Raw genomic sequence first — 24502 nt, forward strand, 5'->3', positions numbered from 1 at the left:
TCACGCCCGCCAACGGGCCAACCCACCCCCGACCCCTCCCTTCCAGGGAGGGGATAGGCTGAATGTCGATTGGACCTACCAAGGAGTAAGGTTTCGCTGACGCGAAACGGCGGAACGGGCCGCAACCCCTTTGCGTCCCTTGCGCCTTTGCGCGAATCAGATCCCTCCGCGCTTCCGCGTGAACCTCTTCCCCCAACCGCCTGAGACAAAATGTCCAAGCCGGTCGATCACGGTAACCGTTTTTATCGGCTGGAAACGCAGCCTTTCAACAGGTACACCCGCGCCCCATGAGCATCGACGCAGTTCCGGCCCGCTCGGTCGATTACAACCGTGTCTTCGCACAGGCGATCGACCGCCTGCACGAGGAAGGGCGCTACCGCGTCTTCATCGACATCCTGCGCAACAAGGGGCAGTTCCCCAATGCGCGCTGCTTCGCCGGGCATAACGGGCCGAAGCCGATCACCGTCTGGTGCTCGAACGACTATCTGGCGATGGGCCAGCATCCCTCGGTCATCGCGGCGATGGAGGAAGCGCTGCACGATGTCGGCGCCGGTTCGGGCGGCACCCGCAACATCGGCGGCAACACCCATTATCACATCGACCTGGAAACCGAACTCGCCGACCTGCACGGCAAGGAAGCGGCGCTGCTGTTCACCAGCGGCTATGTCTCGAACGAGGCGACGCTGTCGACCATCGCCCGCATCCTGCCGGGCTGCATCATCTTTTCCGACGAATTGAACCACGCGTCGATGATCGCGGGCATCCGCCATTCGGGCTGCGAAAAGCGCGTGTTCCGTCACAACGACCTCGCCCATCTCGAGGAATTGCTGGCCGCCGAAGACCCCTCGGTGCCCAAGCTGATCGCGTTCGAAAGCGTCTATTCGATGGACGGCGACGTCGCGCCGATCCACGCGATCTGCGACCTTGCCGACAAATACAATGCGCTGACCTATCTCGACGAAGTCCATGCGGTCGGCATGTACGGCGCGCGGGGCGGCGGCATTTCCGAACGCGACGACGCCGCATCGCGCCTGACCATCGTCGAAGGGACGCTGGGCAAGGCATTCGGGGTGATGGGCGGATACATCGCCGCCGATCGCACCGTGATCGACGTCATCCGTTCCTATGCGCCGGGCTTCATCTTCACGACCAGCCTGTCGCCGGTGCTGGTTGCCGGCGCGCTCGCCAGCGTCCGCCATCTCAAGGCGTCGACCGCCGAGCGGGAAGGGCAGCAGGCCGCCGCCGCGATGCTCAAGACGCTGTTCGCCGATGCCGGACTGCCGGTGATGGACACGACCACCCACATCGTGCCGCTGATGGTCGGCGATCCGGTGAAGGCGAAGCGGATCAGCGACATCCTGCTGCGCGAATATGGCGTCTATGTTCAGCCGATCAATTACCCCACGGTCCCGCGCGGCACCGAACGGCTGCGCTTCACCCCCGGCCCGGCGCACGATACCGTGATGATGCAGGAACTGACGGCGGCATTGGTCGAAATCTGGGGCCGGCTGGAACTGAAAAAGGCCGCCTGACCGCTGCGTCAGGCGACCACGCGGTTGCCGCCGGACAACATCGCGCCCTGCAATTTGGCGCGGGCTTCCTCGATCACCCATTGAACATCGTTGTTCTGATCCGCCACCATCGCCGCCGACGCCGTCACCTTGCCGATCGCCTCGCCCGATCCGCGCAGCTTGAACTTGCGGCGTTCGAGCAGCAGCAGCGCCTCCTCTGCCTGCGTCAGTACCGCCGCGCGCGTCTGTCCCGTAACGGCGACGATGAATTCGTTGCCGGCCCAGCGGATCGCCTCATGCTCGGGAAAGGCGTTCGACAATTTGGTGGCGAAGGCGTTGAGGATGTTGTCGCCGACCGAATTGCCATATTGGCGATTGATCGCGACCAGCCCGTCGATACCGAACATCACCAGCACATAGCGCTGGTCCTGCGCGGCGATCTGGTCGAGCACCCGCTGCGCGCCGGTCTGATTGAGCGCATGGGTAAGTTCGTCATGCTCGGCATCGACCGCGCCCCCATGACCGCTTTCGACCCTGCCGAGCAAGGCGGCGACCTGTTCGCGCAATTCATCGATGTTCCGCTCCGTCGCGGCCAGCCGTTCCGCGATCGACGCTTCGATGGCCGGCGTTTCCGTAGCGTCAGCCGTCTGATCGGACTGCGCGACCGCGGCGGCGTATCGACGGCCTAGTTCAGCGAAGCGCGTATCGTCCAGTTCACCATTATCGATCGACGTCGCGATGTCATCGGATAATGCTTGGTACGACCCGGACAGATGAGCGAGCGCGGTGCCGTAGTTGAGCACGTCCGGCTCAAGCTGGTTATATTCCAAAAATGCCAGCGCATCACGCGCCTGTTTGAAATCTATCCGCATGGACCTGCCAATACGGGGGGCTATTCCGATTTTCAATCAGCCGTTTGCCGAAAAAGGTTGTTCGATTCGGATTACGGAACGGCGTTCGATATCTGGACATCACGCCGATGTCATGGCTGCGCCAGCAACCCGGTCAGCAACGTCAGTGCCGCCAGCCCCACCGACAGCGGCACGCGCAGCTTCATCCACCATGTCGGCACATGCCCGGCCCGGATCAGCGCCATGTCGACCAGCAGCGATCCCAGCAGCCCCGCGGCCACGATCGCGGCCGCCGACAGCACCGACGCGAACAGCACTGCTCCTGCCGCCAGCGCGACCAGGCTCGGCACCACCGCGATCGCCAGCCATAGCGACAGTGCCGCACCGCTGACCCGCGCCGACACTGCGCCCCACCACATCCCGCCCAGAAAGCTCAGGATCAACGCGGCATAGAACAGCGCCAGCGCCAGCATCATCCCGCCCTTCGCCGGATCGATCAGCCGCACCGCGACCGCGATGATCGGCGGCAGCAGCCCGGCATACCCCAGCAGCATCGCCGCGATCGGCGGCCGGACGACGGGAACCGGTTCGATCGCGTCAGTCACGGCAATATCCTTCGCCCGACTGGACGGTCAGACAATCCTTCTTGCCCGCCAGCCATTTCAGCCCGGTCGCATCGCCGTCGCTGGGTTTCAGCGTCAGCGTCTCGCCGCCGCGCTGGAACCGTATGCCTTCGGGCACGATGGTCCCGACATACTCGCCCTTGTTGTCGAGGTCGTACTGCATCTCCAGCTTCACATCGCCCTGTGCCGGATCGCTGACGACCAGATACATGCCTTCCACCCCGATCCAGCGACCCAGATAGTGGTTCGTGCCCGGCGTCGCGGTCGCGCTGGGGGTCGGCGTCGGCGTGGGAGTGGCCGGCGGGGTCGGCGCCTTGGGCGCGGGCAGCGGCGTAGCGGCGCTGTTCTCGATCGCGGCCTGTGTCGCGGCACCTTCGCTGCGCCGCTCCGACGCGCCACACGCGCTCAACGCCAGAGCCGCGACGATGATCGTTCCACGCATCCTTGCCATCCCCTTCGCCGATCGTTGACCTCAGCCTAGCGCCCGGCGATCCCGACGGCTAGAAGCGGCACATGGCCCGTATCGCAATCGCATCCGACCACGCCGCCCTAGGGTTGAAGGCAGAACTCGCCACTTGGTTGCAAGACCAGGGACACGAAGTCGCCGATCTCGGCCCCAACGAACCGGCCAGCGTCGACTATCCCGACTATGGTTACAAGCTTGCACAAGCAGTTAGCGGCAAGGACGCCGATTTCGGCGTCGCTTTGTGCGGATCGGGTATCGGCATCTCGATCGCGGTCAACCGCGTGGCCGCCTGCCGCTGCGCGCTGGTGTCGGAGCCGTTGTCGGCCTCGCTTGCCCGCGAACATAACGACGCCAACGTGATCGCGATGGGCGCGCGGATGATCGGCAGCGAGATGGCGAAGGCCTGCCTGACCGCCTTCCTCGCGACCCCGTTCGGCGGCGACCGCCACCAGCGCCGCGTCGACAAGCTCGGCACTCCGCCGGCGTAAGGAGAAGGATTGGGTTCGCGCGAAGGCGCGCGCCGCCCCCGCTCGCGCCAGCAAGCTTCCTGTCCACCTGGCAACGGAAACGGTAGCAGATCGCTGCGCGATGTGTCCGCTTGCCGCAGCATCTTCGCGTCTCCGCGCCTTCGCGTGAACCACCTTCTTCGACCGCGAACCCGATTCCGCGGGTGGCATTTCGATGACACCCGGACTAAAGCGCGCGCGACCTCTTCTTCAGCGGGAGCCGCGCCCCATGACCGACCAGTTCCGCCCCGACGGTTTCTTCGAAACCAGCCTTGCCGATGCCGATCCCGCCGTCTTCGCGGGCGTCACCCACGAACTGGAGCGCGAACGCTACCAGATCGAGCTGATCGCATCGGAAAACATCGTGTCGAAGGCGGTGCTCGAAGCACAGGGTTCGGTCTTCACCAACAAATATGCCGAGGGTTATCCCGGCAAGCGTTACTATCAGGGCTGCCACCCGTCGGACGAGGTCGAGCAGTTGGCGATCGACCGCGCCAAGCAGCTGTTCGGCTGCGGCTTCGTCAACGTCCAGCCGCATTCGGGCGCGCAAGCGAACGGCGCGGTGATGTTGGCGCTGACCAAGCCCGGCGACACGATCATGGGCATGAGCCTCGATGCCGGCGGTCACCTGACGCACGGTGCCAAGGCGGCGATGTCGGGCAAGTGGTTCAACGCGGTCCAGTACGGCGTCGATCCCGAAACCCATCTGATCGATTACGATCAGGTCGCAGCGCTGGCTCGCGAGCACAAGCCGACGCTGATCATCGCCGGCGGCTCGGCCTATCCGCGCCACATCGACTTCGCCAAGTTCCGCGCGATCGCCGATGAAGTGGGCGCGAAGTTCATGGTCGACATGGCGCATTTCGCCGGCATCGTCGCCGCCGGGCTGCACCCGACCCCGTTCGGCCATGCCGATGTCGTCACCACCACCACCCACAAGACGCTGCGTGGGCCACGCGGCGGCATGGTGCTGACCAATGACGAAGCCATCGCCAAGAAGATCAATTCGGCGGTGTTCCCGGGGCTTCAGGGCGGCCCGCTGATGCACGTGATCGCTGCCAAGGCGGTCGCGTTCGGCGAGGCGCTGCGCCCCGAGTTCAAGGACTATATTCGCGCCGTCGTCGAGAATGCGCAGACGCTGGCCGCGACGCTCAAGGATCGCGGCGCCAACGTCGTCGCCGGCGGCACCGACACGCATCTGGCGCTGATCGACCTCACCCCGCTGGGCGTCACCGGCAAGGACGCCGACGAGGCGCTGGAGCGCGCCGCGATCACCTGCAACAAGAACGGCATCCCGTTCGACCCCCTCCCCCCGGTCAAGACCAGCGGCATCCGCGTGGGGTCGCCCGCCGGCACCACTCGCGGTTTCGGCAAGGCCGAGTTCGCCGAGATCGGCCATATGGTCGCCGACGTGCTCGACGGTCTGCGTGCCAAGGGCGAAGCCGGGGACCCGACCGTCGAGGCGGACGTTAAGGCCCGTGTTCGGGCGCTGTGCGAGCGGTTCCCGATCTATCCGGGTCTGTAAGGAGCTTTCATGCAAAAGGACAAATCGCTCGGCAAGAGCATGGCGAAATGGGGCGCGCTGGGCGCGGTCGTCGCTATTCCGGTGCCGTTCGTCGGCCCGCTGATCGGCGCTGCCGCTGGCGCGGGCTATGCCTGGTACAAGGCGAACAAGAAGCCGCGTTACTGACGCGCCCCCGCCCGCGCCGCCCATTGGTGGCGCGGGTGGTTTGATCCAGGAAAAGCGATGCGCTGTCCCTTTTGCGCCCATGACGACAGCCAGGTAAAGGACAGCCGCCCCAGCGACGACGGCGCCGCGATCCGGCGGCGACGGCAATGCACCGGCTGCGGCGCGCGCTTCACCACCTTCGAGCGCATCCAGCTGCGCGACCTGACCGTCGTGAAGTCCGGCGACCGCCGCCAGCCCTTCGACCGCGACAAGCTGCTCCGCTCGGTCGCCACCGCCTGTCGCAAGCGGCCGATCACGCCGACCCAGGTCGAGCGATTGGTGTCTGGCATCCAGCGCCAGCTGGAAACCACCGGCGACAGCGAAATCCCCTCGGGCCGGATCGGCGAACTGGTGATGGAGGGGCTGCAGGGCCTCGATCCGGTCGCGTACATCCGTTTCGCCAGCGTCTACAAAGACTTCCGCGAGGCAAAGGATTTCGAGGAGTTTGCAGGGACGGTCGGGGATGCGGCGAAGGGGTAGGCCCCCTTCCCGCTCGCTTCCTTCGCCTCTGACCACCCACCCCGTTCGGTTCGAGCAGCTTCGAGCCTGTCGAGAAGCGTCCGTCGAGAACGCGGTCGTTTGGGACACCCCCTTCCCCCCATCCGGTCCGGCCAGTATCGAACGCACCCAGATACGTCCGTCCAGAACCCAAGGCCCGCCATGTTCCACGTCTACATCCTGAAATGCTCGGACGGCACCTATTACACCGGCCACACCGACGACCTCGACCGCCGCATCGCCGAGCATCAATCGGGCACGATCCCCGGCTACACCGCCGATCGCCGCCCGATCGAACTGATGTGGAGCGAAACCTTCCAGACCCGCATCGAAGCCCTCGACCGCGAAGCACAGGTCAAGGACTGGTCGAAGAAGAAAAAGGAAGGCCTCTTCCGCGGCGACTGGTCCACCATCTCGACCGCGGCGAGTTCTCGACGGACGCATCTCGACAAGCTCGATGCTGCTCGAACCGAACGGGAGGGCAGCGCGAACACCCAACCCGTCATCGTCCTCGTCCGCCCGCAACTCGGCCAGAACATCGGCAAGGCCGCCCGCGCCATGCTGAACTTCGGCCTGACCGAAATGCGCCTCGTCGCCCCGCGCGACGGCTGGCCCAACCCGGAGGCCGGCCCCGCCGCCAGCGGCGCCGACAGCGTGCTCCGCGACGCCACCGTCTACGAAACCGTAGCGGACGCGGTCGCCGACTGCGCCCATGTCTATGCCACTACCGTCCGCAAGCGCGGCATCACCAAGCCGGTCGTCACCCCCGAAGCCGCCGCGAGCGCGATCCGCGCCGAAGCCGGCCGTTCGGCGATCCTGTTCGGCCCCGAACGCTCCGGCCTTGAAACCGATGACGTCGCGCTCGCCCGCACCATCCTGACCGTACCGATCAACCCCGAATTCGGCTCGCTGAACCTCGCCCAGGCCGTGATCCTCGTCGCCTACGAATGGTCGAAAGGGCAGGATCTTGCCAGCCCGCCGGTCGTCGACTTGGGCGAACCTGCCCCGCACGAGGAGCTGGAGGGCATGATCGGCCAGCTCGACGACATGCTGGAGGCCGCCCGCTTCTTCTTCCCGCCCGAACGCGCCGCCACCTCGCGCCGGACGCTGCGCACGCTGCTGACCAAGCCCGGCTGGACGTCGCAGGAAGTGCGCACCATGCGCGGCGTGCTCTCGGCGCTCGACGGGGCGAAGCGGCGGCGCTGAGCGCGATTGAACGGCGGCGCGGACCGCGATAGCCTCGCGCGTACGCCCGATCCGAAAGACCTGCCCATGCGCTTCAAGACCCTCGCCCTTCTCGCCGTCGCCCTGATCGTGACACCGCTGTCGGCCACCCCGGCCCAGACCGCCAAGACCACCGAACCGGCATGGCAGGCGGCGGCGAAGCTGAAGCGCGGCGTCAACATTATTGGCTACGACCCGCTCTGGCGCGACCCGGCCAAGGCGCGGTTTCAGACGAAGCATTTCGCGATCATCAAACAGGGCGGCTTCGATTTCGTCCGCGTCGTGTTGCAGGCGTTCGAGCATATGGACGCGCAGAACCGGCTGAATCCACGGTGGCTGGCAACGCTCGACCGGGTGGTGAAGGAAGCCACCGCCGCCGGCCTGACCGTCATTCTCGACGAACATGACTTCAATCCCTGCTCGGCCGCGCCCGACGCCTGCGAACCGAAGCTGATCGCCTTCTGGCAGCAGATCGGCGAACGCTATCGGGGTGCCCCGAACACCGTGCTGTTCGAACTGCTCAACGAACCGCACGGTCCGCTCGATGCCGCGCGCTGGAACGCGATGCTGACCAAGCTGATCCCGGTGGTGCGCGCGACCAACCCCAACCGGACGCTCATCATCGGTCCGACCCGCTGGAACAATCTGGAAGAACTGCCTACGCTGAACCTGCCCAAGGACGACCGGAACATCATCGTGACGTTCCACTCCTACGAACCCTTCCGCTTCACCCATCAGGGCGCACCTTGGGCCGAGGACATGGCCAAGGTCAGCGGCATCCCCTTCACCGCCGCCGACGAAGCCCGGATCAAGGCCGATTACGACAAGGTGACGGCATGGTCGAAGGCGAATAACCGCCCGATCCTGCTCGGCGAATTCGGGGCATACGACAAGAGCGGCATCCCGATGGAAGCCCGCGTCCGCTATACGTCGGCGGTCCGCCACGAGGCGGAAGCGCATGGCTTTCCCTGGGCTTATTGGCAGTTCGACAGCGATTTCGTCGTGTACGACATCGACAAGGGCCAATGGGTCGAACCGATCCGGGAGGCGCTGGCGCCCAAAGGGAAGTAGGCGATCTTTCCGAAGGTCTTTAATGCCCCCACAGCGTGAGATTTCTGAAAAGCCTTTTCGAGGGCCGATCAACGTTCAGCGACGATCGCGAATGTTTGTCATTCCCGCGCAGGCGGGAATCCATAAGCGCTGACGTTTTGCTGGATTCGCTACGACAGCGCATATGGACTCCCGCCTGCGCGGGAGTGACGATGGCTGATAGAATAGTAGTCCCGCTTCCAAGGAACTGAATGTCGATCGGCCTCAGTACCCCGGCGGAGGCCGGGGCCCAGTTGGGGGACATCCGGCAGATACGGACGAGCCTTTCCATCTGAACCCCGGCCTCCGCCGGGGTACGATTAGTTCCCAACCGCACTCGATTGCAGTCCAACCCGACCCGCCCTAAACCTCCCCTGAACCGCAGCAAACGCGGACCGATGGAGAGTGCAGCGTGGACCAACCGCAATCGGCAATTCGCTCGATCCTGATCGTCGGCGGCGGCACGGCGGGGTGGATGAGCGCGGCGGCGCTGTCGCACGCACTCGGCAAACGCTGTGCGATCACGCTGGTCGAATCGGACGAGATCGGCACGGTCGGGGTCGGCGAGGCGACGATTCCGCCGATCAAGTTGTTCAACGACACGCTCGGCATCGATGAGGCCGAGTTCCTGCGCGAGACGAAAGGCAGCTTCAAACTCGGCATCGAATTCGTCGACTGGGCGCGGCAGGGGCACCGCTACTTCCACCCTTTCGGCACCTTCGGCAAACCGTTCGATCTGGTCGCGGTGCATCAGCACTGGCTGGCGGCGCGTGCCGCCGGATCGTCGATCCCGCTCGACGACCTGTCGATGGCATGGGGTGCGGCGAAGCATGGCCGCTTCGCCCGGCCGATGGCCGATCCGCGCAACGTCGCCTCGACCTTCGACTATGCCTATCATTTCGATGCCGGCCTCTACGCCGCGTTCCTGCGCCGCTATGCCGAGGAACGCGGCGTGGTCCGGGTCGAGGGCAAGGTCGCCGACGCCGCTCTCGATGGGCAGAGAGGCCATGTCGCCAGCGTCACCCTGCACGACGGTCGCACCCTCGCCGCCGACCTGTTCATCGACTGTTCGGGGTTTCGCGGGCTGTTGATCGAGGGCGCGCTGGCGACCGGCTATGACGACTGGACGCACTGGCTGCCGTGCGACCGAGCGGTGGCGGCGCCGTGCGTCACCGGCGGCGATGGCCTGACCCCCTATACCCGATCGACCGCGCGCGCTGCCGGGTGGCAATGGCGCATCCCGCTGCAACATCGCACCGGCAACGGCTATGTCTATTGCAGCCGCCATCTGTCCGACGACGAAGCCGCGACGACGCTACTCGCCAATCTCGACGGGCAAGCGCTCGCCGACCCCCGCTTCCTGCGTTTCACGACCGGACGGCGGCGCAGCTTCTGGAATCGCAACGTCGTCGCGATCGGCCTGTCCAGCGGGTTCATGGAGCCGCTCGAATCGACCAGCATCCACCTGATCCAGACCGGCATCGCCAAGCTGCTCGCCTATTTCCCGACGCGTGACTTCGACCCGCTGCTGACCAACGAATATAACCGCGTCGCGATCACCGAATATGAGCGCATTCGCGACTTCCTGATCCTGCATTACAAGCTGACCACGCGCGACGATGCCCTACTGTGGCGCGATTGCGCGAACATGGACGTGCCCGATACGGTTGCGCTGAAGATCGCGCATTTCCGCCATGGCGGCCGCCTGGTCGCGCGCGACATGGACCTGTTCGGCCCGCCCAGCTGGCTGGCGGTGCATATCGGACAGTGGAATCGTCCGGTTGCGCTCGACCCGTTGCTCGACACCACTAACAGTACCAGCTTCGTCGGCCGGCTGGCCGGCGCGATCGACGGCATGGCGCGGTCGATGCCGACCCATGCGGCGTTTCTACAACAGATCGGCGCGTCGACGTGAGCGTACGCCAACCGCCTTTGCAAACCTTTGCATTACTACTTGCAAACGATTGTTAACGCGGTATGTAGCAGGCAACAGGCTCCTGCAAGTGAGCCGTTGATGGAGGGTTTGCCATGAAGATGCCGGTTCTGCTCGCGTGCGCGTCGCCGATCGCCCTGTTGGTCGCGTCGCCGGCCGTTGCCCAGGTGGGCGCCCCCGACGCACCGACGACCAGCGAAGCCCCCGGCGCGATCCCCGATCCGGCCGAGGCCAGCGACGAAATCGTCGTCACCGCCAGCAGCGGCGAACGCTCGCGCTTCCGCAGCTCGATCTCGGTGACGCAGCTCAGCAACGAAGCGATCACCAACTTCACGCCGCGTTCCGAAGCCGAAGTGCTGCGCAACATTCCCGGCCTGCAGCCGAGCGACACCGCCGGCCCCGGCGGCAACGCCAACATCGGCGTGCGCGGTATTCCGGTGTCGACGGGCGGTTCGGAATATGTGGCCTTGCAGGAAGACGGCCTGCCCACCGTGCTGTTCGGTGACATAAACTTCGGCAACAACGATTACTGGCTGCGCTTCGATCAGAATGTCCAGCGTGTCGAAGCGGTGCGCGGCGGTTCGGCCTCGACCTTCTCCAGCCAGGCGCCGGGCGCGGTCATCAACTATCTCAGCAAGACCGGTGACAAGGCCGGCGGCCAGGTCGCCTATTCGAACGGCATCGGTTTCCGCGAACGCCGTGTCGATTTCGACTATGGCGCGCCGATCAACGACACGCTGCGCTTCCATGTCGGCGGCTATGCCCGCAACGGCGGCGGTCTGACCAACGAACGCTTCAACATCCTGCGCGGCTATCAGATCAAGGCGAACATCACCAAGGATCTGCCCGACGGTCGCGGCTTCGTCCGCCTGTATTTCAAGCGGCTCGACGAACAGGCGCCGACCAACACCACCACCCCGTCGATCGCGACGCTGGAGGGGAACAAGGTCACCGGCTTCGCCCCGCTGCCGACCTTCGACGGGCGCGACGGGTCGTCCTATTCGATCTACAACCGCCGTTTCCAGTATCTCGACTATGACGGTGGCGGCCTGCGCAGCGCCGAGGTGCAGGGCATCCATCCGCGCGTCACCGGTCTGGGCGCGCAGTTCCACTACGACCTGACTGACAACATCACGCTCGACAACACGCTGCGCTATCAGTGGATCAGCGGCAATTTCACGACCCAGTTCATCAACGTCGCGACCCGCACCGGTGCGGGCGGCGTGATCGGGTCGACCGTCAACGGACAGGTCGTCGGCTCGGTCCGCTATGCCGCCGGCCCGAACCAGGGCCAGCTCTACACCGGCACCTACATCAACAATAATCCGAACATCAACACGTTGATGAAGAACATGAACAACTTCGCCAACAACCTGGCGTTGAACGGCAAGTTCGACGTGGGCGGTGGCAAGGCGACAGTGTCGACCGGCGTGTTCGTGATGCAGCAGAACATCGAACAGGACTGGCACGTCAACCGCAACTTCGCCGAACTGAACGGTGAGAATGCGGCGCCGCTCGACCTGTTCAACACGATCGGGACGCAGCTGACCGCCGCGGGTCAGGCAGGCTTCAACGACAATTGGGGCAGCTGCTGCGCCCGCCGCGTCGACCTGAGTTACACCGACGTCGCCCCGTTCCTGCAGGTCGGCTATGAAACCGGCGGCCTGAACCTCGACGCATCGGTCCGCTACGACAATGTCAGCGGCAAGGGGACCGCACAGGGCGGCGTCGCCGGCCCGACCGTCCGCGCCAGCGACGCGCTGGGATCGGCGTTCCTCCCGTCGCTGGTCCTGAACCCCACCGCCGAGAAGATCGATTACAGCGACAGCTATGTCAGCTGGTCGGTCGGCGCGCTCTATGCGTTCAGCGGCAGCACCAGCGCGTTCGCCCGCGTCAGCCGCGGCGGCCGCTTCAACGCCGATCGCCGCGTCCTGTCGGGCAATTTCAACGCCGATGGCTCGCTCAACGCACAGGGTGAGCAGACCTCGGTCAACTTCCTGAACCAGCAGGAAATCGGCCTGAAGCAGCGCGGCAGCATCTTTGGCGACGGATCCTACACCGTCGAAGTCACCGGCTTCCGCTCGACGCTGACCGAAAACAACTACGACTTCACCCGCATCAACAATCCGGCACCCAACAACGACCCGAACATCTCGAACGGCTATCGCTCGTTCGGCGTCGAGTTCTCGAGCCGGATCAACTACGGCAACTTCCACCTTGCCGCCGATGCGACCTATTCGAATTCGAAGATCGTCAGCAGCGCGACGTCGGCACTGGTCGGCAACCGCCCCGGCGGCCTGCCCGAATTCCTCTACGTCATCTCGCCGTCCTACGACGCGGGCGTGGTCGCCTTCGGCGTCAGCGTGAACGGACAGACAGCGACCCCGTCGGACGATTTCAACCTCTACACGATCAAGGGCTCGACCTTCGTCAACGGCTTCCTGACCGTGCGGCCGGTCGACCGCATCGAACTGGGGCTGAACGTCAACAACCTGTTCGACAAGCTCGGCTTCCGTGGCGGCGGCAGCCTGAACCCGATCCTGTCGTCGACCAGCGCCGTGTTCAACAACACCGCGCTCTATGGTCGGACGGTCACCGGCTCGATCCGCTACCGTTTCTAACGCGCTCCCAAGCCTGACGGGCGGCACGGCTTCGGCCGCGCCGCCATTTTTTGTGCGCGGAAAGCGGCGGCCTCCACGCCGCAAACGTCATCCCAGCGAAGGCCGGGATCTCCCGGTGACAGCACGCCGCAGGAACCGCGAAAGGCCCCAGCCTCCGCTGGGGCGACGCATTCGGCAAGAGCGCCATTCGCAGAACACAAAAAAGGCGCCGCCGGACCCAACCGGCGACGCCCCACATCATCCCAAGGCGCAAACGCCTCACATCACCCAGCGCGCCTTGTCCCCATCCAGCACCAGCCGGAACCACGGTGCCGCCGTGCCCCCGAAATGCTTGCGCCGCGTCGCGCCATCGCCCGGCTCCGCCCCGTTCAGCCCGACCGAATCGGCAAAGCTGATGACGTCCAGTTCCCCCGTCACCCACCAGCAATAGCCCTGATACGGCTCGACCGGCGGATTGCCCGCGACCAGCCCCGATCCGTTGAGCGGCACCCACGGTCCGTCCATGCTGTCCGCGACCGCGCCATACAGGCCGGTCGGCGCGCCCGTCCCGTCGACGAAGCGCTTCGCCTGCGTCGACCAGAACAGATAATAACGCCCATCGACCAGCACGATATGCGGCCGTTCCAGCTCGCTATTGACCCCGATCGATTCCAGCAGCGGCGGTGCCAGCCGCCATGGCTGGTCGGGCGTATCGCGCCTCGCGACGCCGATCACCCCGTCGTTCACGTCGTCGATCCAGCCGGCCGACCCGACGAACAACAGATATTCGGCACCATCGGCCGGGTCGCGGAAATAGCCCGGATCGCGAAATCCCTTGATCCGGCCATCGACCGCCTCCGCCTGATCGGCGCGTAGATAGGTCGCGCCATCGGCGGCGATCGATTCCACCGGCACCGACCAGTCGCCGACCGTCCCATCGGCAAACCGCCCGACGCTTTCGAACAATCGCTGTTCGAACGTCCGCGCCTGCCCCCGCCGCCCCGAAGCGGTGAAATACAGCGTCAGCGTTTCGCCATCCTCGGCCAATACCGCCGACCCCGACCATTCGCGGCTGCCGGGCGTGAAACCGTCGGGAAACGCATCGCCATGATCGCGCCAGCCGTCCGCGCCATGGCTGGTCAGCCGGATGCGCGCCGCATCGTGCCGGTCGTCGGGATCGGCGAATTGCGGCGTGATCAGGAAGAACCACCAACTGCGATCGTCGACGAATGCGGTGCGGCCATCGGCATATGCGATTTGCCACATGTCCCACACGTCATGCCCCGGCACCACCGGCGTCAACGCGTCGAGCGAGAATACCGGCAATGCCAGTTCCGGCTGATCGGCGGCCAGCCGTGCGGCATCGATGCTCCAATGCGTCGGCAGCGGCTGGTCGGGGACGGAACGGCGGGCGGGCATGGTCATAAGGGCGGCTTTCGACTGGAAAAACGAAGGGTCAGGCGGCGGTGATGGCGAACAGCGCGACGCTCTGCGCCTTCATCGCCGGGATCGGCAGGCCGGCATGGGCCAGCCAGTCGCCATCCAGCACGACGCCCTCGCCGCGCATCGTGGCAAAGACCGGCGCATCGGGCAACGGGTGGCCGGGCGTGGTGGCAAGGTCGAGCAGGCGCACGCGCACCCGCCCCGCCCCGGCCAGCGGTGCCAAGGGCAGCGGCAATGGATGGCGCACCGTCATCGGCTGGACCTGCGTCACGCTCAGCAACAGGTCGCCCGGCGCCCCGTGCATCTGCCAGACCAGCCCGTCGCCGCTCTCGCCCATCCAGACCTGGCCATGGTGCAGCCGGTCGCGCAAATCCTTGTACCGCTCGATCGCCGCCGCCAACGTCACCGCATCGGCCGGCGCGATCGCCGCCGGGTCCAACTCGACGCCGAAATGACCGGGCAGCGCGACGGCGGCACGGAACGCCATGCCCTGACTGCGGCCGGTCGAATGTGCGGGACTGGCCCCGACATGCGACCCCATCATCTCGGGCGGCAGGAAATGCAGGAAGCCGCGCTGCATCGCGACCCGGCTGACCGCGTCGATGCAATCGCTGGTCCACATGCGGTGCGTCCGCGTGGCGATGCCGGCGTCGCTCCGCCCGCCGCCGCCCGCACACGCCTCGATCTCGACCGCCGGATGCGCGCTACGCAGCCGGTCGATCAGCGCATAGGCACCGACCACCTGTGCATGATAGCCCGCCCGTCCCCGCGCATCGCCGGCCGGCGCCAGATCGCGGTTATGGTCCCATTTCAGATAGGCGATCGGCAGATCGCGCAGCAATGCGTCGATCGCGTCGAACAGATACGCGCGAACCTCCGCCCGCCCCAGATCCAGCACCAACTGGTTGCGCGACGTCAGCATCGGCGCCCCGTCCAGTTGCAACGCCCAATCGGGATGCGCCCGCGCCAGATCGCTGTCGGGATTGACCATTTCGGGTTCGACCCACAGCCCGAACTCCATGCCCAGGCCGACGACATGCTCGGCCAGTGCCTTCAGCCCGCGCGGATATTTGACCGGATCGGCGACCCAGTCGCCCAGCGCGGCGGTGTCGTCGTCGCGTCCCTTGAACCAGCCATCGTCCAGCACGAACCGTTCGACGCCCAGCCCCGCCGACCGATCGGCCAGCGCCATCAGCGCCGCCTCGTCATGGTCGAAATAGAATCCTTCCCAGCTGTTCACATGTACCGGGCGCGGACGCATCGCGCCGTCCCATGGGGAACGCGCGCGCACGGCGGCGTGGAACGCCTGCACCGCGCCGTTCAGCCCGGCGGTCGAACAGGTCGCCAGCATCTCGGGCGTCGCATAGGACTCGCCCGGCGCCAGCCGGATCTCGCCGGGGGCCGGCGCCTCGCCCATCTGCAACACCCAGAACCCGTCATCGTCGCGCTCGACCGACAGCCGGTGATTGCCCGACCATGCCAGTTGCGCCGCGTGTACCCGGCCATGGTGCCAGCCCGCATCCGGTCCGCTTACGAACAGCCCCGGCGGCCCGGCATGGCCGGTCAGCCCGCGCCGGTTCTCGCGGACCCAGCCATGCGCCGGCATCGCTTCGTCATGGACGACGAACTCGGCATTGTGGCGCCCGGTGAAGCTGCGGATCGTCGCACTGTCGCCGGGCAGCGGCAGCGTCCCCGCCGACAGCCACTCGACGTCCAGCATATCGTCGCCGTCATTGGTGACGCTCGCCGACAGCGTCAGCACGTCCCCCGCCATCGCGATCCGCTGCACGACCGTCACGCGCGCGGTTCGATCGGTAAGCGTGACGGTGATCGCATGCGGCTCCGAATCGATGGCGACATCGTCGAACCACTGCGCGAACGCCTGCCCCCCGCGATGCGCACGCAGCGCCGCCGGTCCGAACCAACCGGTGCCATAGCTCGGCACCAGCGTCAGCGGCTGATCGCGGTCGAGCGAGAAGGACGCCTGCGGCCGCGTGTCCGCCAGCGCCGGCAGCATGGCGGCATCGACGCGCGGTCCCCACCAGCGCCATAGCGGCGCGGCGCCGTCCTGCGCTTCGAGGATCAGGCTCGATGCGTTCCCATGCAGCGCGATGGTCACGCCGCCGCATCCGGCGTCGCGCCGACCGGCAGCCCTGCGCTGTTGCGCTCGCGCACCGTCCACACAGCGGCGGCGGCGGCGAACATCAGCACCCCGCACAGCGTCAGCACGTTGCGCGGATCGCCGCCCAGCAGCCGGTCGTAGAACAGCCACATCGTGCCTGAAAAGATCAGCATCGGGATCACGATCATCATGTTGAAAATGCCCATATAGACCCCGGTCCGCTCAGGCGGGATCGATCCGGCGAGGATCACATAGGGGTTGCCCATGATGCTGGCCCAGCCGATGCCGATGCCGATCGCGGGCAGGAACAGCATCCACTTCTCGGTCACATGCGGCAGCCAGACCATCCCGATCCCGGCGAGCACGAGGCAGATCGCGTGCAGGCTGGCCGCGCCCATCCGCTTTGCCAGCGGCACCATCGCAAAGGCGGCGAGGAACGCGACCCCGTTATAGAATGCCGCCATCTCGCCATTGGTCAGCACCGCCGAATGGAAACCCGACGACGTCGCCTCGGCGGTGCCATAGACCGACCGCCCGATCGAATAGATGACATACGCCCAGTAGGCGGCCATCGCATACCATTGGAACAGGCTCATCAGCGCCAGCTTGCGCATCGCCAGCGGCATGTCGCGGATCGCCGACCCGATCTCCTTCAGCATCGCACCCAGCCCCTTCGGCTCGGCGGCGATGCGGGCGCGCTCTTCCGGCGCCAGCGGCAATTCGGGCACGCGCCGGATCGACCACAGGATCGTCGAGAAGCTCAGCACCGCCCCGACCATGAACGCGATCCGCGCGGTGTAGGGGATGTTGTGCGCGTCGACCCAGTCCTGGTTCATCCCCGCCCACACCAGCAGCGACGGGGTCAGGAACGCCAGCATCTGCGCCGCGCCGGTGAACGCGCTCTGCGTCAGGAACCCGATCTGATGCTGGTTCTCGTTCAGCCGGTCGCTGACATAGGCACGATACGGCTCCATCGTGATGTTGTTGCCGGCATCGAGAATCCACAGCAGCGACACCGCCATCAACAGCGATGAACTCAGCGGCATGAAGAACAGCCCCAGCGCGCACAGCACCGCACCCAGCAGGAAATACGGGGTCCGCCGTCCCCAGCGGCTGTCGGTCCGGTCGCTCAGCGCCCCGATCAGCGGCTGCACCAGCAGGCCGGTCATCGGCCCGGCCAGTTGCAGCATCGGGATCGTCGCCTCCGACGCGCCCAGATAGCTGTAGATCGGCGCCATATTCCCCTGCTGCAACCCGAACGAGAATTGCAGGCCGAGAAAGCCGAGATTCATTTCCAATATGCGGGGAAGCGACAAATGGGGCTTGGAAGCTGGCAAGCGCATCGGACATCCTCATGCAGACGCCCGTCTCCGCGAGCCTTGGACATGAGTTATACCAGCTTTGCCGATCCACACAACAATCGATTGCGGTGACCCGTACACAGGTTGTTATGTGGCACCTTCGCCACCTTCGATACCGGTCAGGAACGCCGCGACATTCGCCCCGAGCGCCTCGACCGCATAGCCGCCCTCCATCACAATCGCCGTCGGCAGCTCCGCCGCGCTGATCATCCGCCCCATCTCGCCGAAGTCCTCGGTCTCCAGCGCAAAACCGGCAATCGGGTCATGGGCATAGGTATCGGCCCCGAACGACACCACCAGCGTCCTCGCCCCCCAGTCCGCAATCGCCGCCAGCGCCTGCGCCAATGCCGGCCGATAACCATCCCAGTCGGTCCCTCGCGGCAACGGGAGATTGAGCGTAGCGCCCGTCCCCGCCCCCTCGCCCCGCTCGTCGCCATGCCCCCAGTGAAACGGGTAATCGGTCCGCGGATCGGCATGGATCGACGCAAAGAAAACGGCGTCATCCTCCAGGAAGATGTCCTGCGTGCCATTGCCATGATGATAATCGACATCCAGCACCGCAACCGGTCCCAGCCCTGCCGCCATCGCATGTCGCGCCGCGATGGCGGCGTTGTTCAGGAAGCAATAGCCGCCCAGATAATCGGCCCCCGCATGATGCCCCGGCGGCCGGCACAGCGCGAAACTGTTCCGCGCGCCCTCGGCCAGCGCCTCGACGGCGCTCACCGCACATTGCGCGCCCCAATAGGCCGCGTCCCAGCTCCCCGCCGTGATCGGCGTGGAAGCATCCATGCTGAACGCGCCCAGTCGCGCATCGATACGCGTCAGCTCGACGGTACGCCGATGCCGCACCGGAAAGGCATAGCCGATCGCCTCGCCGGTTCGTCCATCGGCGATCCAATCGCTCCAAGCCGCTTGCAGGAAGTCCAGATACCGTGCGTCATGCACCGCCGCAATCGGGTCGATCCCATGATCCCTCGGCACTTCCCATTGTCCGAGCGCTTGCATGATCGACTGTGCCCGCTCCGGCGTCTCGGCATGGACCGCCCAACCGCCATTATGAAACTCCCGCTCAGGCGCATGGCAGAGCTGGCGATCGTCGAAGAAGCATTTCATCCCGTCTTGTTCCGCAGCGTGTTGAGATGCGCAATGAAATTGCAAATCTCCCGCCGCCGGTTGGCCTCGATCGCCAGTTCGTCGCCGACCCCCAGCTTCCAACGCGTCGGCGCATGGTCCGGCTCGGCATGCAGCCGGTCGAGCAGCGCCGCCTGACGGGCAACGTCACCCGCATCCTGCGCCAGTCCCGCCTCGACCAGATCGTCCGCCTGCGCCCGCAACGCGATCGCGATCTCCTCCAGCGACAATTCAGGATGATATTGCACGCCCCAGAACACGCCACCCGTAAATCTGACTTCCGCCGCCTGAACGCCGGTCACGGAATTTCCTGCCAACAGAACAGCATCCGGCGGCAGAACTTCAACCTCATCTCCATGAATCGCCCCCGCCTCCCAAACCCTCCCCCGTCCGGCAAGCAATGGATGGTCGCTCCCGGCTTCGGTTGCGACGATCCCGCGCGCAACGCCAGCCTCCATACGGCGCGGCATCCGCCGAACCTTCCCGCCCGCCGCCGCGACGGCGATCTGCAATCCCGCGCAAGATCCGAACGACGGCACACCGGACGCGAACACCACGCGCATGAACGCCAACTGCCGGGCAACCGCCGGCGTCTCGCGATAGACGTGCATCGGCGAACCGGTCAGGAACACCCCGTCGAACCGCTGGATGTCGTCTATCGTAAACGCCGGTGCGTCATCGTCAGCCGGAGCGACGATCGTAACTTCTGCATCTGCTACAATCTGGCAAAGCGTCGCGGCATAGGTTTCGCCGGAGCTTTTCCCGGTTCGTCCACGACGGGCTTCTCGTTCTTCGGGCAACTCGCTTTGCGTAACAAGATATTTCGGCAAAAAGGTATCCCTCGGCGACGAACGCGTTATTGAACGCGCGCACGAAAGGATCGTCGCATTTGTTGCCCGCCGCGTTTCGCCCGAAGGCGTTTTGAGCGGTCGGCCGCGTCTGCGCTCGCCGCCACGGAACGCACAAAAGCCCCGGACGTGATGGTCCGGGGCTTTGTGAGTTTGGTTGCGGGGACCTGCACCGGACGGTGTCACATCTCACCAGCTATCGACATCTGAGAACGCGAGTTTGCAGAGATGGCTCGGGGAATCTGAACAGCGGGGATGGGTGGATTGCCGGTCTGACAGCGGCCATGCTGGCCGCGAGCAGGAGGCAAGATGAGCAAGCGACCCCGCCGGAACCACAGCCCGGCGTTCAAGGCCAAGGTGGCGTTGGCTGCCGTGAAAGGCGAGAAGACGCTAGCCGAGCTGGCGCAGCAGTATGACGTACACCCGAACCTCATAAACCAGTGGCGGGAACGATTGCTGGAGGGCGCCGCGGACGTGTTCGGCGCGGAGCCGACCTTGGCCGTGCCGGCGGTCGACGTCACGGTGCTGCACGCCAAGATTGGCGAACTGACACTGGCGAACGATTTTTTGTGTGGATCGGCGTGGAAAAGGGACCCCGGTAGCGGGGTGATCGGCGTCGAAAAGGGACCCCTCATCCCGTTGGTCTAGGGTGTTCGCTTGGCGGTGTGTCAGGCGGCGAGATCGGGATGCTGGTATTGGAGACGGTGTTGAGGATCCGGCGCGAGCACGCGTCAGGGAAGGCCATCAAGGCGATAGCGCGGGACCTGCACCTGTCGCGCAAGGTGGTGCGCAAGGCGATCCGGGCGCCGGAAGCGGACATGGGGTATCGGCGGGAGGTACAGCCGCTGCCGAAGCTGGGGCCATTTCAGGCGCGACTGGATGCGTTGCTGGAGGAAGATGAGGCACGGCCGCGGCGCGAGAAGCTGCGCCTCACGCGCATCCACGACCTGCTGCTGCACGAGGGGTTCGACGGCTCGTACGACGCGGTGCGGCGTTATGCGGCCCGCTGGCGCCGGGCGCGACGTCGCGATGTGATGAATGCGCCGGCGTTCATCCCGCTGCTGTTCCGGCCGGGCGAGGCTTACCAGTTCGACTGGAGCCACGAGGACGTGGAGATTTCGGGCAAGCCGATGCGGGTGAAGGTCGCGCATGTCCGGCTACCGGCAAGACGCATCTCGCCACCGCCATCATTGCCAATGTGGTACGAGCCGGCGCCCGCGGACGCTACTTCAACACAGTGGACCTGGTGAACCGGCTCGAGGAGGAAACGCGCCTTGGCAAGGCCGGCACGCTGGCGGCCCAGCTCTCGCGCCTCGACCTCGTGGTGCTCGACGAGCTTGGCTACCTGCCGTTTGCACGCTCGGGCGGTCAAATGCTCTTTCACCTCGTCAGCAAGCTCTACGAGCAGACCTCCGTCATCGTCACCACGAACCTCGCCTTTGGCGAGTGGCCGACCGTCTTTGGCGACCCCAAGATGACCACCGCACTGCTCGACCGTATTACCCACCATTGCGACATCGTCGAAACCGGCAACGACAGCTGGCGCTTCAAACATCGAAGCTGACGCCCAGGACCACCGGCAGAGAACGCTTCGCGCTGGTTGCGCCTCCGGTCGGGCTACGCCCGCCCTACGCCGCAACCAGCGCGAACGGTGCACCCGTCATACCCGTCACGCTGCTTGACGAAGGGGGTCCCTTTTGGACGCCGATAGGGGGTCCTTTTTGGACGCCGATTGACAGGCTAACCTTTCATATTCCTGCCGAAACCAAGCTGGCGCGAACCGGTGATGGACTGATCGCAATATCAGCGACGCTTGTCTCGTACGGCCTGACCGAGATCGTTCATGTCTACGGCTTCCTTGCCGTGTTCGTGACCGCACTGACGTTTCGCGGCGCGCACCGCGACCATGAGTTTCAAGACGAAATGCATGCCATCACCGAGCAGATTGAGCGGCTTGCAATGATGATTCTGCTCATTCTGTTCGGCGGCGCGCTGGTGAGCGGCCTGCTCACGCCGATAACCTGGGTCGACGTCGTGGTAGCGCTCGCCGTTCTGCTCGTCATACGCCCTGTCACGGGTTGGATTGGCCTGCTTGGCTGGGCAGGCGATCGTGACGAGAAGCTGACCTTGTCGTTCTTCGGCATCCGCGGTGTGGGATCGATCTACTACCTTGCCTACGGCATCAACCATATGCCGGTCGCCAATGCCGAGCATCTATGGGCAATCGTCGGCCTCATCATCCTCCTATCGATCCTGCTGCATGGCTTGACAGTGACACCGATCATGCGTTCGCTCGACGAACGTCGTGGTGTCGACCCGGAGGCTAAGGGAGTACCACCGCCCGGGCTCCAAGGACCAGCGCACTAACGCTTTGCACTACGAGGTTCGTGCTTTCGCGGACGCTTCCGAAACCACTGAAAGTGATAGGAATGACCCACAAGACGACATTCACAACTCCGTTGCCGTTTCCCGAAAGCGGACGCCTGTTCATGTCGCCTAACCGGCAGCTACTTACCATGAAACCGCCGGTTAGATCGTTCCGCCTATATGCCCCAGAGATCAGCGATCGCGCGCCGCCCTGCCGAACAGCCAAGCAGACATCGTCCAGCCAACCGTCCACACGATCGTGAAGATCCACGTTGAATGACCGGAAAGCTGGACAATCACGCCAGCGGCGATCTGGGCAAGAGCTGCGACGCTCATCGCGACCGCCATTCTAGAGGCGCGTAGCCGCGCCACGGTGGCGCCGATCAGTGCTATCACGGGGACTGCGTTGAACCACATGTTGAGATCGTTTTCCTCGTTGCCAACTATTCCGACCGCGGCGTTCCCCCATAGCAGCAGCAACCCAGCACTAAGCGCGACGGCAGCACCTGCGTGATAGGCCCAGCTCCCGCTAGCGCGGACCGCGAGCTCGAACGCCAGTCCGACTCCGCCCAGCATGACGACAGCAAAAGCGAAGTCCTCCGCTCCCCAATTCACTTCGGTAGTGAATTGCATCGCGATGGCCGGCAACGCGATAAGGCCGGCGATCCCAGCCCAGCCCGCCAGTCGCCACGGGTTGAAAGATCCGACGCTGTGAGCCGGCGGTGTATGCGTCATGAGCTTGTCTCCTGATTGCTGGAGCGCCATCACTGCCTAAGACTGACCATGAGCGGCATGAGCAGAAAGTGAGCAATCACTGATATGAATGGCACCGTCCTGCACTTCGGCGATTTCCAGCTGGACCAGGTGGACCGTCGTCTGTTCCGCGCGGGTATCGAGATCGAACTTAACGCACGATACCTCGATGCCCTGATCCTGCTTTTGGAGGCGGACGGCGCCCTGGTCGCGAAGGATCGGTTCATGGACGTGGTCTGGCGCGGCATACCGGTCACCGACGAAGCGTTGACCCAGGCAATCCGCACCTTGCGACGGACGCTGGGCGACAGCGCGACGGCGCCCCGGTACATTCAGACGGTGCCGAAGCATGGCTACCGGTTCGTCGCGCCGATCGAGACAGTGACAGCTCTGATCGACGAGGAAGCGGGTGGGACTAAGCCCATAATAAAATATTCGCGTTTGCAGTTCGTACGCGACGCGATGTCCGGGGCGATCGGTGCGATGATTGCCGGAACGTTGATCGGCTTGGTCTATGGCTTTGTAGGGGCCGCTCAGCCGCATCCGGGAGCCAGCGGTGGGGGTGCTGTGTCGTTGCTCTTGGTCATGATGGTGGTGTCCCTGGTCTCGGCGGGGGTCGGCGGGGCTGGCATCGCGGCGGGCATTGCCGCATCACGCTTCATACACCCGCGCCGCTGCTCTTGGACTGTCGTCGGCGGGTCGCTTGGTGGCCTAATCACGGGGGCGTTTGCCAACGTGATCGGAAGCGACGCGTTTCGTCTGCTGTTCGGGCACAGCGTCAGTATCGCCGGGGCGAGCGAAGGCGTGATCCTAGGCGCGGCCATAGGGCTTGCCTTATGCACCGCGTCGCACTGGCCTCGGTTGGTCTGGGGCTTGTCTGCCATGCTCGGTGCAGGAGCAGGCCTGTGTATCGCACTCGCCGATGGACGTATGATGGCTGGCAGCCTCCAGTCTCTGGTTGTTGCGTTTCCATCATCGCAGTTTGGCTTCAATGGGATCGGTGGCGCGCTTGGCGAGGACGGTCTTGGCCCTATTGGCAGGACCGTCACAGCGGCGTTCGAAGGCGCCGTCTTCTCCGTTGCGACTCTGTGGGGACTGCTCAGGCCGACCTTCTCCCTACTTCGAGCTAACCAAGCGTCCGAAGCGACGTGATCTGGACTGAAGATCGGAAGAGTGGGCGGCGCCAAAGACCCAGAAGCGGTCACTTAGCCCCTTGCGACGCCTGCCAGAAACCGGACGTTCGTTCACCGCTTGGATTGGGCCAAAGCGCCCTACTTTCGTGTGCACGATGCCAGCCAGAGTAACAAGATGCTAAAGCCTGACAGGTACGGCCAAACGCATGTTGTCGTCACTTTCAGCCCGGATCGCCGCTATCGGCGTCGTTGTCCTAATCGCACTGGCTTCGCTGGCCGGACTCCTCGTGGATGCCTCACGACAGACCAGCCAA

20 protein-coding genes and 3 pseudogenes are annotated in these 24502 nt (G+C 65.1%); 14 read left to right on the forward strand and 9 right to left on the reverse strand.

Going from position 1 to position 24502, the window contains the following annotated elements:
* Positions 1-287 precede the first annotated feature (287 nt).
* On the forward strand, positions 288-1532 hold the full coding sequence (gene hemA, locus ASE59_RS10280) for a 5-aminolevulinate synthase (RefSeq protein ID WP_056455778.1): 1245 nt from the start codon (positions 288-290) through the stop codon (positions 1530-1532).
* Positions 1533-1540: 8 nt separating this feature from the next.
* Here hemA and ASE59_RS10285 read toward each other — a convergent pair whose 3' ends face one another.
* The 3 genes from ASE59_RS10285 to ASE59_RS10295 all read right to left on the reverse strand — a co-directional run bounded on the left by ASE59_RS10285 (position 1541) and on the right by ASE59_RS10295 (position 3427).
* Complete coding sequence (locus ASE59_RS10285) at positions 1541-2383, reverse strand: GGDEF domain-containing protein (protein ID WP_056455779.1); 843 nt, start codon at positions 2381-2383, stop codon at positions 1541-1543.
* A 110-nt stretch (positions 2384-2493) separates the two neighbouring features.
* Positions 2494-2967 (reverse strand): DUF3429 domain-containing protein, encoded by a 474-nt coding sequence (locus ASE59_RS10290; protein WP_056455782.1) that lies wholly within the window; start codon positions 2965-2967, stop codon positions 2494-2496.
* Positions 2960-3427, reverse strand: coding sequence for a hypothetical protein (locus ASE59_RS10295; RefSeq protein WP_056455784.1), 468 nt, complete (start codon positions 3425-3427; stop codon positions 2960-2962). Before ASE59_RS10295 ends, ASE59_RS10290 begins: the two co-directional genes overlap by 8 nt.
* 71 nt (positions 3428-3498) lie before the next feature.
* Between ASE59_RS10295 and rpiB the strand changes: the two genes are divergently transcribed.
* From rpiB to ASE59_RS10330, 8 genes are all read left to right on the forward strand, one after another.
* Positions 3499-3939 carry a ribose 5-phosphate isomerase B gene (rpiB, locus tag ASE59_RS10300; protein WP_056455786.1) on the forward strand — a complete coding sequence of 147 codons (441 nt, stop codon included), beginning with the start codon at positions 3499-3501 and terminating at the stop codon, positions 3937-3939.
* Positions 3940-4186: 247 nt separating this feature from the next.
* Positions 4187-5482 carry a serine hydroxymethyltransferase gene (gene glyA / locus ASE59_RS10305; protein ID WP_056455791.1) on the forward strand — a complete coding sequence of 432 codons (1296 nt, stop codon included), beginning with the start codon at positions 4187-4189 and terminating at the stop codon, positions 5480-5482.
* 9 nt (positions 5483-5491) lie between these two features.
* Positions 5492-5647 carry a hypothetical protein gene (locus ASE59_RS20365; RefSeq protein WP_200913230.1) on the forward strand — a complete coding sequence of 52 codons (156 nt, stop codon included), beginning with the start codon at positions 5492-5494 and terminating at the stop codon, positions 5645-5647.
* Between the two features lie 57 nt (positions 5648-5704).
* Positions 5705-6166: a transcriptional regulator NrdR gene (gene nrdR, locus ASE59_RS10310; RefSeq protein WP_056455793.1), complete on the forward strand. Its 462-nt coding sequence runs from the start codon at positions 5705-5707 to the stop codon at positions 6164-6166.
* Between the two features lie 180 nt (positions 6167-6346).
* Entirely contained in the window at positions 6347-7390 is a 1044-nt protein-coding gene (locus ASE59_RS10315) for a TrmH family RNA methyltransferase (protein ID WP_082458223.1), read from the forward strand.
* A gap of 66 nt (positions 7391-7456) precedes the next feature.
* Entirely contained in the window at positions 7457-8479 is a 1023-nt protein-coding gene (locus ASE59_RS10320; RefSeq protein WP_056455889.1) for a glycoside hydrolase family 5 protein, read from the forward strand.
* Positions 8480-8909: 430 nt separating this feature from the next.
* Positions 8910-10412, forward strand: coding sequence for a tryptophan halogenase family protein (locus tag ASE59_RS10325; RefSeq protein ID WP_268795272.1), 1503 nt, complete (start codon positions 8910-8912; stop codon positions 10410-10412).
* A gap of 113 nt (positions 10413-10525) precedes the next feature.
* A complete protein-coding gene (locus ASE59_RS10330) occupies positions 10526-13051 on the forward strand; it encodes a TonB-dependent receptor domain-containing protein (protein ID WP_056455797.1) in 2526 nt (841 codons plus the stop codon).
* A 258-nt stretch (positions 13052-13309) separates the two neighbouring features.
* Here ASE59_RS10330 and ASE59_RS10335 read toward each other — a convergent pair whose 3' ends face one another.
* The 5 genes from ASE59_RS10335 to ASE59_RS10355 all read right to left on the reverse strand — a co-directional run bounded on the left by ASE59_RS10335 (position 13310) and on the right by ASE59_RS10355 (position 20121).
* Positions 13310-14455 (reverse strand): glycoside hydrolase family 68 protein, encoded by a 1146-nt coding sequence (locus ASE59_RS10335; RefSeq protein WP_235515720.1) that lies wholly within the window; start codon positions 14453-14455, stop codon positions 13310-13312.
* Positions 14456-14486: 31 nt separating this feature from the next.
* Complete coding sequence (locus ASE59_RS10340) at positions 14487-16592, reverse strand: alpha-galactosidase (protein ID WP_056455800.1); 2106 nt, start codon at positions 16590-16592, stop codon at positions 14487-14489.
* The gene (locus ASE59_RS10345; RefSeq protein ID WP_414899172.1) at positions 16589-17887 is read right to left on the reverse strand and encodes an MFS transporter; all 1299 of its coding nucleotides are present in this window, start codon (positions 17885-17887) and stop codon (positions 16589-16591) included. The genes ASE59_RS10340 and ASE59_RS10345 overlap by 4 nt, the downstream gene beginning before the upstream one ends.
* A 156-nt stretch (positions 17888-18043) precedes the next feature.
* Positions 18044-19069: a histone deacetylase family protein gene (locus ASE59_RS10350; protein WP_056455807.1), complete on the reverse strand. Its 1026-nt coding sequence runs from the start codon at positions 19067-19069 to the stop codon at positions 18044-18046.
* A complete protein-coding gene (locus ASE59_RS10355) occupies positions 19066-20121 on the reverse strand; it encodes a type 1 glutamine amidotransferase (protein ID WP_235515721.1) in 1056 nt (351 codons plus the stop codon). The genes ASE59_RS10350 and ASE59_RS10355 overlap by 4 nt, the downstream gene beginning before the upstream one ends.
* 123 nt (positions 20122-20244) lie before the next feature.
* Between ASE59_RS10355 and ASE59_RS10360 the strand changes: the two are divergent.
* The 4 genes and pseudogenes from ASE59_RS10360 to ASE59_RS10375 all read left to right on the forward strand — a co-directional run.
* A pseudogene (locus tag ASE59_RS10360) lies at positions 20245-20509 on the forward strand (transposase); the annotation flags it as partial.
* Positions 20510-20621: 112 nt separating this feature from the next.
* A pseudogene (locus ASE59_RS20370) lies at positions 20622-21095 on the forward strand (IS21 family transposase); the annotation flags it as partial.
* Positions 21095-21499: pseudogene (locus ASE59_RS20375) on the forward strand (ATP-binding protein); the annotation flags it as partial. The pseudogenes ASE59_RS20370 and ASE59_RS20375, both read left to right, overlap by 1 nt.
* Positions 21445-22302, forward strand: coding sequence for a cation:proton antiporter (locus ASE59_RS10375; RefSeq protein ID WP_082458225.1), 858 nt, complete (start codon positions 21445-21447; stop codon positions 22300-22302). The pseudogene ASE59_RS20375 and the gene ASE59_RS10375, both read left to right, overlap by 55 nt.
* A 192-nt stretch (positions 22303-22494) precedes the next feature.
* Here the strand turns inward: ASE59_RS10375 and ASE59_RS10380 are convergent, their stop codons facing one another.
* The gene (locus ASE59_RS10380; RefSeq protein WP_056455811.1) at positions 22495-23037 is read right to left on the reverse strand and encodes a hypothetical protein; all 543 of its coding nucleotides are present in this window, start codon (positions 23035-23037) and stop codon (positions 22495-22497) included.
* An 84-nt stretch (positions 23038-23121) separates the two neighbouring features.
* Between ASE59_RS10380 and ASE59_RS10385 the strand changes: the two genes are divergently transcribed.
* Positions 23122-24207 carry a winged helix-turn-helix domain-containing protein gene (locus ASE59_RS10385; protein ID WP_056455813.1) on the forward strand — a complete coding sequence of 362 codons (1086 nt, stop codon included), beginning with the start codon at positions 23122-23124 and terminating at the stop codon, positions 24205-24207.
* The last annotated feature ends 295 nt before the right edge of the window (positions 24208-24502 follow it).

It is taken from the genome of Sphingomonas sp. Leaf10, assembly GCF_001421245.1.
GTDB lineage: Bacteria > Pseudomonadota > Alphaproteobacteria > Sphingomonadales > Sphingomonadaceae > Sphingomonas.

What these genes read in the sequence shown, in the direction of transcription:
- hemA (WP_056455778.1), top strand. Translation starts at nt 288, where the DNA reads ATGAGCATCGACGCAGTTCCGGCCCGCTCGGTCGATTACAACCGTGTC.
- ASE59_RS10285 (WP_056455779.1), bottom strand. Translation starts at nt 2,383, where the DNA reads ATGCGGATAGATTTCAAACAGGCGCGTGATGCGCTGGCATTTTTGGAA.
- ASE59_RS10295 (WP_056455784.1), bottom strand. Translation starts at nt 3,427, where the DNA reads ATGCGTGGAACGATCATCGTCGCGGCTCTGGCGTTGAGCGCGTGTGGC.
- rpiB (WP_056455786.1), top strand. Translation starts at nt 3,499, where the DNA reads ATGGCCCGTATCGCAATCGCATCCGACCACGCCGCCCTAGGGTTGAAG.
- glyA (WP_056455791.1), top strand. Translation starts at nt 4,187, where the DNA reads ATGACCGACCAGTTCCGCCCCGACGGTTTCTTCGAAACCAGCCTTGCC.
- ASE59_RS20365 (WP_200913230.1), top strand. Translation starts at nt 5,492, where the DNA reads ATGCAAAAGGACAAATCGCTCGGCAAGAGCATGGCGAAATGGGGCGCG.
- nrdR (WP_056455793.1), top strand. Translation starts at nt 5,705, where the DNA reads ATGCGCTGTCCCTTTTGCGCCCATGACGACAGCCAGGTAAAGGACAGC.
- ASE59_RS10315 (WP_082458223.1), top strand. Translation starts at nt 6,347, where the DNA reads ATGTTCCACGTCTACATCCTGAAATGCTCGGACGGCACCTATTACACC.
- ASE59_RS10320 (WP_056455889.1), top strand. Translation starts at nt 7,457, where the DNA reads ATGCGCTTCAAGACCCTCGCCCTTCTCGCCGTCGCCCTGATCGTGACA.
- ASE59_RS10330 (WP_056455797.1), top strand. Translation starts at nt 10,526, where the DNA reads ATGAAGATGCCGGTTCTGCTCGCGTGCGCGTCGCCGATCGCCCTGTTG.
- ASE59_RS10335 (WP_235515720.1), bottom strand. Translation starts at nt 14,455, where the DNA reads ATGACCATGCCCGCCCGCCGTTCCGTCCCCGACCAGCCGCTGCCGACG.
- ASE59_RS10345 (WP_414899172.1), bottom strand. Translation starts at nt 17,887, where the DNA reads ATGAATCTCGGCTTTCTCGGCCTGCAATTCTCGTTCGGGTTGCAGCAG.
- ASE59_RS10350 (WP_056455807.1), bottom strand. Translation starts at nt 19,069, where the DNA reads ATGAAATGCTTCTTCGACGATCGCCAGCTCTGCCATGCGCCTGAGCGG.
- ASE59_RS10380 (WP_056455811.1), bottom strand. Translation starts at nt 23,037, where the DNA reads ATGACGCATACACCGCCGGCTCACAGCGTCGGATCTTTCAACCCGTGG.
- ASE59_RS10385 (WP_056455813.1), top strand. Translation starts at nt 23,122, where the DNA reads ATGAATGGCACCGTCCTGCACTTCGGCGATTTCCAGCTGGACCAGGTG.